We start from the raw sequence: 8,479 nt of genomic DNA on the forward strand, positions 1-8,479 counted from the left end.
CGTCGCGCACGGCACCGTCCCCGCGGCGGTCGCGGCGCGGTGGCCGGTGCAGGCGCACCACACCATCGAGTTCGGGCAGGCCTGGGACCGGACGTTCGCCGAGATCACCGCCCGCCGCGGCCGCGGCAAACTGATGAGCGACCCCTCGCTGCTGCTGACCCGGCCCGCTCTGACCGATCCGAGCCTGTTCGTCGAACGCGGCGACGGGCGCCACGAGCCGTTCTCCTTGCTCGCGCCGTGCCCGAATCTCACGGCGGCGCCGCTGGACTGGCCGCGCCTCGGCCCCGCCTACCTCCGCGAGTTGCTCACCGTGCTGGAAGCGCGCGGCTACCGGGGCATCGCCGAGCACTTCGCCGTCGACCGGCTCGACACACCCCGGACGTGGCTCGACTACGGCATGCTGGCGGGCACGCCGTTCTCCGCCGCACACCTCTTCCGGCAGACCGGCCCCTTCAGGCCACGCAATTTCCCGCGCTCCAGCGACAACGTGGTTATCGCCGGTTGCGGCACCACGCCGGGCGTGGGCGTGCCGACCGCCCTGTTGTCCGGGAAACTGGCGGCAAACCGCATCGCGTGCGACCCCGCGCACCAGCCGGATAGGGTTCGAGACGACGCCGTAAACTAAGCGCCGACCTATTCGCTCGCGGTTGCGACCGCCGACCACTCGGGGGGACCGACACCAGATGGCATCCCCCGAAACGCGCACCGCAGAGGCCGCCTCCGCCGGTGACAGCCGTCCCTCGTCGCCCGCCTCCGCACGTCGTGAATCGGCTACCGACCGCGGTTTCCTGTGGTGGGCGCGCACCTGCGCCGACTTCGCCAGGAGCCCGGAGGGCCATGCCGCCCTGCTCGGTTTCTTCGGCGCGATCATGATCATGTTCGGCGGTTTCGGCGCGGGCAGCGTGCGCAAGCGCGACCCGCTGCTCGAGGCCATGCATCTGTCCTGGCTGCGGTTCGGGCACGGTTACGCGCTGTCGACGATCTGCATCTGGATCGGCGTGCTGCTCATGATCACCGCCTGGGTCCGCCTCGGGCGCGCCACGATCGGCACCGGCGACCGGACCGGCGCCGAGGTGACGCTCAACGAGCTGCGCGCCATCGTGGGCATCTGGATCGCGCCGCTGCTGTTCGCCGTGCCGATGTTCAGCCGCGACGCCTACTCCTACCTCGCCCAGGGCGCGCTGCTGCGCGACGGCTTCGACCCGTATCAGGTCGGGCCGGTCGCGAATCCCGGTGTGCTGCTGGACAACGTCAGTCCGGTGTGGACCACCACCACCGCGCCCTACGGCCCGGTTTTCCTGCTGCTCGGTCGCGCGATCACCGCCGTGACCGGCGACAACGTGGTGGCCGGCACCATCGCGATGCGGCTGGTCATGCTGCCCGGCCTGGTGCTGATGATGTGGGCGGTGCCGTATCTGACCAAGCACCTCGGCGGCAAGCCGACCGTCGCGCTGTGGCTGGCGGTACTCAACCCGCTGGTGCTGATCCACCTGATCGGCGGCGTGCACAACGAGATGCTGATGGTCGGGCTGATGTGCGCGGGCATCGCGCTGGTGCTGGAGCGCCACCACGTGGCGGGCATCGTGGTCGTCGCGATCGGCGTGGCCATCAAGGCGACCGCGGGCGTCGCGCTGCCGTTCCTGGTCTGGATCTGGATGCTGCACGAACGCGAACGCCGCGCCGCCCAGCGGGTCGGGCGCGATCCGGCGCACCTGCCCGCGAGCGAGCAGCCCGGCGACGCCGCGGAGCCGACGGAGGACATGCCGCATCCCGCGCTGATGTTCGGCAAGATCGCCGGGCTCGGGCTGAGCGTGTTCGCGGTCGTGTTCGTCGCCGCCTCGGCCATCGCGGGCGTCGGCATCGGCTGGCTGACCGCGTTGTCCGGGTCGAAGAAGATCATCAACTGGCTCTCGCTGCCGACCGTGATGGCGCACGCGATCACCTGGATAACCCCGCTGCGGCTGGAATCGGTGCTCGAGGTGACCCGCGCGATGTGCGCGCTGGCCTTGGTCGCCGTGCTCGCCTTGACCTGGTGGCGATTCCGGCACAGCGAGCGAGAGGCGGTGCTGGGCATCTTGATCGCGTTCGTCGCGATCGTCATCCTCTCGCCCGCCGCGCTGCCCTGGTACTACTCGTGGCCGCTGGCGCTGGCCGCCGGGTTCGCGCTGTCCACCACGACGCTGATGGCGCTGGTCGGCGTGTGCACCTGGTTGATGCTGGTCTTCCAGCCGGACGGTTCGATCGGCCTGTACAACTTCTGGCACGTCGTCGCCGCCACCTTCGCCGCGAGCGTCGCGGCGCTGTCGCTGCGCACGGTGGACCCCCTGCGCCTGCGCACGACGCCGCCGAGCACGGTCACGGCCACGCCCGGCGAGGCCACCGCTTCGCCCGCCGCCCGATGACCGAAGGCCGGCTACCGAGTTCCGCCCTGCTCCCGCTCGCCTACCGCGAGTGCAGGCAGATCGCCGCCACACACGGCCGCACCTACTTCCTGGCCACCCGGCTGCTCTCGGCCGAGCGACGGCCCGCCGTGCACGCGCTGTACGCCTTCGCGCGCATGGTGGACGACGTCGTCGACCGAACCGGCCGTCCCACCGCCGCGCACGACAGCGACCCGGTCACCGAACTCGACCGAATCGAGCGGGACCTGCGGGCCGCGCTGAAATCGCACACCAGCGAGAGCCGCGGCGGCGCGCGGCTGCCTTCCGGCCCGAACCCGGAGCACGAACGAAACCGGGAAGCGGGCCTGCGGCCGCGCGCCCTCGTGCTCGCCGCCGTCACCCACACCGTCCACCGCTACGACATCGCGGCACAGCACTTCTGGACGTTCCTGGACTCCATGCGCATGGACGCGCCCGGCGCCCCGTCCTTCCGCAACCGCTACGCCACCATGGCCGAGTTACGCGACTATATGCGCGGCTCCGCGGCCGCGATCGGATTGCAACTGCTCCCCGTGCTCGGCACGGTCGTCCCGGTGCCGGAGGCCGAGCCCGCCGCCGCCGCTCTGGGCGAGGCGTTCCAGCTCACCAACTTCCTGCGCGACGTCGCGGAGGATCTCGACCGCGACCGGGTCTACCTCCCCGCCGATGCCCTCACCGCGTTCGGCGTCGACGAGGACCTGCTGTTCGAATGCCGGCGCACCGGCAGCACCGATCCGCGCGTCCGCCGTGCCCTCGCCCATTTCATCGCGGTCAACCGGGATCTCTACCGCCGCGCCGAAACCGGCATCGACCTGCTCGAACCCCGGGTACGCCCCGCCATCCGCACCGCGGCCACCCTCTACTCCGACATCTTGCACCACATCGAACGCAGCGACTACGCCGTCTTCGACCACCGCGCCGCGGTGCCCCGCCACCACCGCCTGCGCGTAGCCGCCGCCGAATTCGCCACCGCCACCCTCCGCAGCCGCCTGGACCGCTGACGACCGACCAACCCACATCCGCGTCGCAGACGAATCGACGGCGAGTGCTGGGCCACGTCAGCGGCGAACTCCCCGCATGGTGAGCGGCGCGCGGAAGTAAGCCGAGCCGAAACGCGATTAGCGCAGCGGCGCAGCGTTGACCACCCCACGCGACCACAACAGCTCAACCCGGTTTCGAGCGCAGCGAGACCGAGCATGTTCCGTTCGCCGCGCCCGCGCGGCCAATAATTCAGAACGGATCCGCGGCCGCCCGGCGCAGGACTTCCCGGGCCAGGGGGCCGTGCAGGGCGTCGATCGGTTTGCCGGGCAGGCTCTCGTCTTCGGTGAAGATCCACTCCAGGATCTCCTCGTCGGTGTACTTGGCGTCGCGCATCACGGTGATCAGGCCGGGCAGCGGCTTCACGACCGCGCCGGTGTCGTCGAAGAACCGCTCGGGGACGCCCGCGACGCCGTTTCTGCGGAGGGCGAGCAACTGGTGATCGCGCAGCATCTGGTGCACCCGGGTCACCACCAGCCCGAGTCGGTCGGCCACCTCCGGCAGCGGCACGAGGGCCACCGACTGCGGAAGGACGTCGTCACTGCAGGGAAATGCACTCACCCGGATAACGGTAGACGGTGACCTGCCGCACGTCGTGAGACACCCGGGGTGGTGGGAGTCGATACCATCGTGGGGGCCGCACGGAGCGGCAAACTTTGTGAAAGCCGGAGGACTTCTCTTGATCGGCCAGATGCTGGAAGGGCGCTATCGGATCGATGCGCCGATCGCCCGCGGCGGAATGTCGATGGTCTTCCGCGGGGTCGACACCCGCCTGGACCGGCCGGTCGCCATCAAGGTGATGGACCCGAAGTTCGCGGGCGACCCGCAGTTCCTGTCCCGGTTCGAGTTCGAGGCGCGCGCGGTCGCCAAGCTCAAGCATCCTTCGCTGGTCGCGGTGTACGACCAGGGCATCGACGGCGACCATCCCTTCTTGATCATGGAGCTGGTCGAGGGCGGCACGCTGCGCGAGCTGCTGCGCGAACGCGGCCCGATGCCACCGCACGCGGTGCGCGCCGTCGCCGAACCGGTACTGGCGGCGATCGGCGTCGCGCATTCCGCTGGGCTCGTGCACCGCGACATCAAGCCGGAGAACGTGCTGATCTCCGACGCGGGCGAGGTGAAGATCGCCGACTTCGGCTTGGTGCGCGCGGTGGCCGCGGCGAACACCACGTCGGCCAGCGTCATCCTCGGCACCGCCGCCTACCTGTCACCCGAGCAGGTCACCAGCGGCTCCGCCGACTCCCGCAGCGACGTCTACTCCTTCGGCGTGCTGATCTTCGAAATGCTCACCGGCCGTGTCCCCTTCACGGGCGACACCTCGATCTCGGTGGCCTATCAGCGCATCGAGAACGACGTGCCGAGCCCGAGCGGATTCATCTCCGGAGTGCCGCCGGAGTTCGACGAGCTGGTGGCCGAGGCCACCGCGCGCGACCCCGCGCACCGGTTCGCCGACGCGAACGAGATGGCGGCAGCGCTGCGGCGGATCGGCACCACGCTGCGCCTGCCTCCCTACCGGGTGCCCGCGCCCCAGGAGTCCGCCGAGCATCTCAGTGCCGGCCACCGCGCCGTCGCGCCGGATCACGACGACCGGCCGGATTTCGCGGGCGCGTCGGCCCACGACCCCCATGCGCCGCAGCCAGTGCAGCACACCAAAGTGGTCACCGCCCAGCGGCCCCGCGTCGACTACGGCCCCCCGGCGGACTACGACCGGCCCCAACCGGCGCCTCGAGCCCACCTCGCGCCGCCCTACGCGCCGCCCTACGCCGACGAGCTCAACCGCTCCCGGCGCACCGTGTGGATATGGGTGGCCATCGTCGCGACGCTCACACTGCTGGTCGGCATCGGCGGCTGGTGGCTGGGTGTCGGCCGGTATTCGGCGGTGCCGCCGATCGCCGGGCTGGACACCGACAAGGCGGTCGCCACGCTGCAGAACGCCGGGTTCGAGACCGAGATCCGGCAGAAGGCGTCGGACACGATCCCGGTCGGCGGCGTGGTCGGCAGCGACCCGTCTGCCGGTTCCAAGATCACCAAGGGTTCCACGGTCGCCGTCCTGGTCTCCAATGGCAAGCCCAAGGTGCCCGACGTCAAAGCGGGTGACCAGGTGTCGAAGGTCAACCAGTTGATCCGGGACTACGGGCTGCAACCGGTCGACGCGGGCGAAGAGTCCAACGCCGCCCCCAAGGGAACGGTCGCCCGGGTGGAACCGCGGCCCGGCACCGTGCTGCCCCTGGGCGCGCAAGTGAAGGTCTACCGCAGTAAGGGATCGCAACCGGTCAAGGTCCCGGACGTCCGCGGCAAGTCGACCGACGAGGCCACCAAGATCCTCAGTGCCGCCGGAATCGCGATCCGCGAGACCAAACCCCAGTTCGACCGCAGCATCGAGGCGGACAAGGCCATTGGCACCCAGCCGGGGGCGGGCACCACCATTCAATCCGGCGACGGCGTCGTCCTGCTGATCTCCAATGCCCTGAAGATGCCCGACGTCCGCGGATGGACCGTGGCCAACGCCCGCGCCAAGCTGGAAAGCCTCGGCTTGCAGGTCGAGGTCAAACAATTGGCCCGAGCCGATAGCTCTCTGGTGGTTTCGCAAACTCCGGCCATCGGCGTCAACCTCGAGGCGGGCGACACCGTCACCATCGTGGCGCTTCCCTGACCGGCAGCGAGCGTGCGGAGTCCGGCCGCTGACGCGGCTCGGATCTCAGCGCAGCATCTCGGCGACGAGGAACGCCAGCTCCAGCGACTGCTGGGTGTTCAGCCGGGGGTCGCAGGCGGTCTCGTAGCGGCCGGACAGATCGAGGTCGGAGATGTCCTGGGCGCCGCCGAGGCATTCGGTGACGTCCTCGCCGGTGAGTTCGATGTGCATGCCGCCGGGGTGCGTGCCGAGCGCGTGGTGCACTTCGAAGAAGCCCTGCACCTCGTCGACGATGCGGTCGAAGTGGCGGGTCTTGAAGCCGGTGGACGCCTCGTGCGTGTTGCCGTGCATCGGGTCGCACTGCCAGATCACCTGGTGGCCGGTGGCCTGGACCTTTTCGATGATGGGCGGCAGCACATCGCGGACCTTGCTGTGGCCCATGCGCGACACGATGGTCAGGCGGCCCGGCTCGTTGTTCGGGTCCAGCCGCTCCACGTATTCCACGGCCTGCTCGGGCGTGGTGGACGGGCCGATCTTCAGGCCGATCGGGTTGGCGACCAGTTCCGCGAACGCGATGTGCGCGCCGTCGAGCTGGCGGGTGCGCTCACCGATCCAGAGGAAGTGCGCCGACAGGTCGTAGAGCACCGGCTCGCCGATCGCGTTGTGACTCAAGCGCAGCATGGCGCGCTCGTAGTCCAGCACGAGCGCCTCGTGGCTGGCGTAGATACGGGCGGCTTTCAGGCTCGGATCGTTGACCCGGCACGCGGTCATGAACGCCAGGCCGCGGTCGATCTCCTCGGCCAGTGCCTCGTAGCGCGCACCGGCGGGCGACTTGGCCACGAAGTCACGGTTCCAGTCGTGCACCTTGTGCAGATCGGCCATGCCCGCGCCGGTGAGCGCGCGCACGAGATTCATTGCCGCGCTGGCGTTGGCGTAGGCCCGGACCAGGCGGGAGGGGTCGTGTTCGCGCAGCGTCGCGTCGGCGGCCAGCGCGTTCACCATGTCGCCGCGGTAGGACTTGAGGCCGAGCGCATCGGTGTCCGACGAGCGCGGTTTGGCGTATTGGCCCGCGATCCGCGCGACCTTCACCACCGGCAGGCTCGCGCCGTAGGTGAGCACGACCGCCATTTGCAGGAGGGTGCGGATGTTGCCGCGAATATGCGGTTCGGTGTTGTCCGCGAACGTCTCCGCGCAGTCGCCACCCTGCATGAGGAACGCCTCGCCGCGAGCGACTTCGGCCAGCTGAGCGCGCAGCTCCTCCACCTCGGCGGGCACGCAGATCGGCGGCACGCTCTCGAGTACGGTGCGCATCTCGGCCGCCTGCTCCGGATCCCAGGACGGCTGCTGCAGCGCAGGTCGCGCCAGCGCGTCGTCCAGCCGCCTGCGCAGCTCGGCGGGCAGCGGCGGCAGTTCCGGCAGGCGATCGATGGGTACGTCGACGGTCCAGTTCACCAGTCCAGAATACGGACCGTTCGCCCCTCGAGGACACCCGGTGGTAGTGGTGGAGGGCCGCACCAAGGTGGGGAAGATCTCCACCGCATGGGCCCTTGCGCATCCGGCGGCACACGTCACCATAGGGTTGCCGAGAACCCGTCACCTGCCACAACGGCACCGGAAGCCGAGGAGAGACCGATCTCGCTGCGATATTTTTATGACTGCGAATTCATCGAGGACGGTGTGACCATCGATTTGGTCTCCATCGGAGTCGTCTGCGAGGACGGCAGGGAGTACTACGCGGTGTCCACCGAATTCGATGCCGGACGTGCGGGTCCCTGGGTGCGCAAATTCGTTTTGCCCCAGCTGCCGTCGCCTTCCTCTCCGTTGTGGCGCAGCCGCGCCCGCATCCGGGACGAGCTGTACGCGTTCCTGGTGCCGCGGCCGACCGTGCAACCGGAGCTGTGGGCCTGGGTTTCCGCCTACGACCACGTCGCCCTGTGCCAGCTGTGGGGCTCCATGGTCGATCTGCCCAACACGCTGCCGCGCTACACCAACGAATTGCGCCAGCACTGGGACGCGCACGGCCGCCCCGAACTCCCGCCGATCCCGCCGGACGCGCACGACGCGCTGGCCGACGCCCGGCACAACCTCGCCAAGTTCGAAGCGATCGAGGCCGCACGCCGCGCGGCGCCACGCCTGTGACACCCGCGGTATGACGCAGGACGGCCCCCGAGTCGCATTCGACTCGGGGGCCGTCCGGTGAGGCGGGCGTCAGTGGCCGTGCTTGCCGTTCGCCGCCTCCTGAGCGCGCTGCAGCACCTTCAGCTGCCTGTGCTCTTCCTCGTGCTCGATCTCGAAGTTCCGAGCGCTCTCCTCCTGCGGATCGGGCCGCAGGAAGCTGCCGGTGCCCGGCTTGCCCGCCGAACCCAGCTTGCTCATCTTCTTCGGGACG

Annotated in this window: 7 protein-coding genes and 1 pseudogene; 5 read left to right on the top strand and 3 right to left on the bottom strand. The window is 69.8% G+C overall.

Translation table 11 applies throughout. The features are described from left to right. From NA8_RS31955 to NA8_RS31965, 3 genes are all read left to right on the top strand, one after another. The coding region (locus NA8_RS31955; RefSeq protein WP_174550172.1) for an FAD-dependent oxidoreductase at nt 1-625 on the top strand (625 nt) is incomplete at its 5' end. 58 nt (nt 626-683) lie between these two features. Beyond that, entirely contained in the window at nt 684-2,402 is a 1,719-nt protein-coding gene (locus tag NA8_RS31960) for an alpha-(1->6)-mannopyranosyltransferase A (RefSeq protein WP_084467242.1), read from the top strand. Next, nucleotides 2,399-3,421: a phytoene/squalene synthase family protein gene (locus NA8_RS31965; protein ID WP_063054018.1), complete on the top strand. Its 1,023-nt coding sequence runs from the start codon at nt 2,399-2,401 to the stop codon at nt 3,419-3,421. Before NA8_RS31960 ends, NA8_RS31965 begins: the two co-directional genes overlap by 4 nt. Before the next feature lie 229 nt (nt 3,422-3,650). On the opposite strand, the gene NA8_RS31970 is transcribed toward NA8_RS31965, so the two are convergent. Then, nucleotides 3,651-4,019 (bottom strand): Rv2175c family DNA-binding protein, encoded by a 369-nt coding sequence (locus NA8_RS31970; RefSeq protein WP_063054019.1) that lies wholly within the window; start codon nt 4,017-4,019, stop codon nt 3,651-3,653. Between the two features lie 130 nt (nt 4,020-4,149). Between NA8_RS31970 and pknB the strand changes: the two genes are divergently transcribed. Beyond that, nucleotides 4,150-6,111 carry a Stk1 family PASTA domain-containing Ser/Thr kinase gene (gene pknB, locus NA8_RS31975; RefSeq protein ID WP_063054022.1) on the top strand — a complete coding sequence of 654 codons (1,962 nt, stop codon included), beginning with the start codon at nt 4,150-4,152 and terminating at the stop codon, nt 6,109-6,111. A 45-nt stretch (nt 6,112-6,156) separates the two neighbouring features. On the opposite strand, the gene NA8_RS31980 is transcribed toward pknB, so the two are convergent. Next, on the bottom strand, nt 6,157-7,542 hold the full coding sequence (locus tag NA8_RS31980) for a class II 3-deoxy-7-phosphoheptulonate synthase (RefSeq protein ID WP_063054020.1): 1,386 nt from the start codon (nt 7,540-7,542) through the stop codon (nt 6,157-6,159). A gap of 186 nt (nt 7,543-7,728) precedes the next feature. Between NA8_RS31980 and NA8_RS31985 the strand changes: the two genes are divergently transcribed. Continuing rightward, entirely contained in the window at nt 7,729-8,229 is a 501-nt protein-coding gene (locus NA8_RS31985; protein ID WP_063054023.1) for a polyadenylate-specific 3'-exoribonuclease AS, read from the top strand. Nucleotides 8,230-8,298: 69 nt separating this feature from the next. Here NA8_RS31985 and NA8_RS33325 read toward each other — a convergent pair. Then, nucleotides 8,299-8,479: pseudogene (locus NA8_RS33325) on the bottom strand (cytochrome bc1 complex cytochrome b subunit); the annotation flags it as partial.

Source organism: Nocardia arthritidis NBRC 100137, from assembly GCF_001612765.1.
Taxonomy (GTDB): domain Bacteria; phylum Actinomycetota; class Actinomycetes; order Mycobacteriales; family Mycobacteriaceae; genus Nocardia; species Nocardia arthritidis.

What these genes read in the sequence shown, in the direction of transcription:
- NA8_RS31960 (WP_084467242.1), top strand. Translation starts at nt 684, where the DNA reads ATGGCATCCCCCGAAACGCGCACCGCAGAGGCCGCCTCCGCCGGTGAC.
- NA8_RS31965 (WP_063054018.1), top strand. Translation starts at nt 2,399, where the DNA reads ATGACCGAAGGCCGGCTACCGAGTTCCGCCCTGCTCCCGCTCGCCTAC.
- pknB (WP_063054022.1), top strand. Translation starts at nt 4,150, where the DNA reads ATGCTGGAAGGGCGCTATCGGATCGATGCGCCGATCGCCCGCGGCGGA.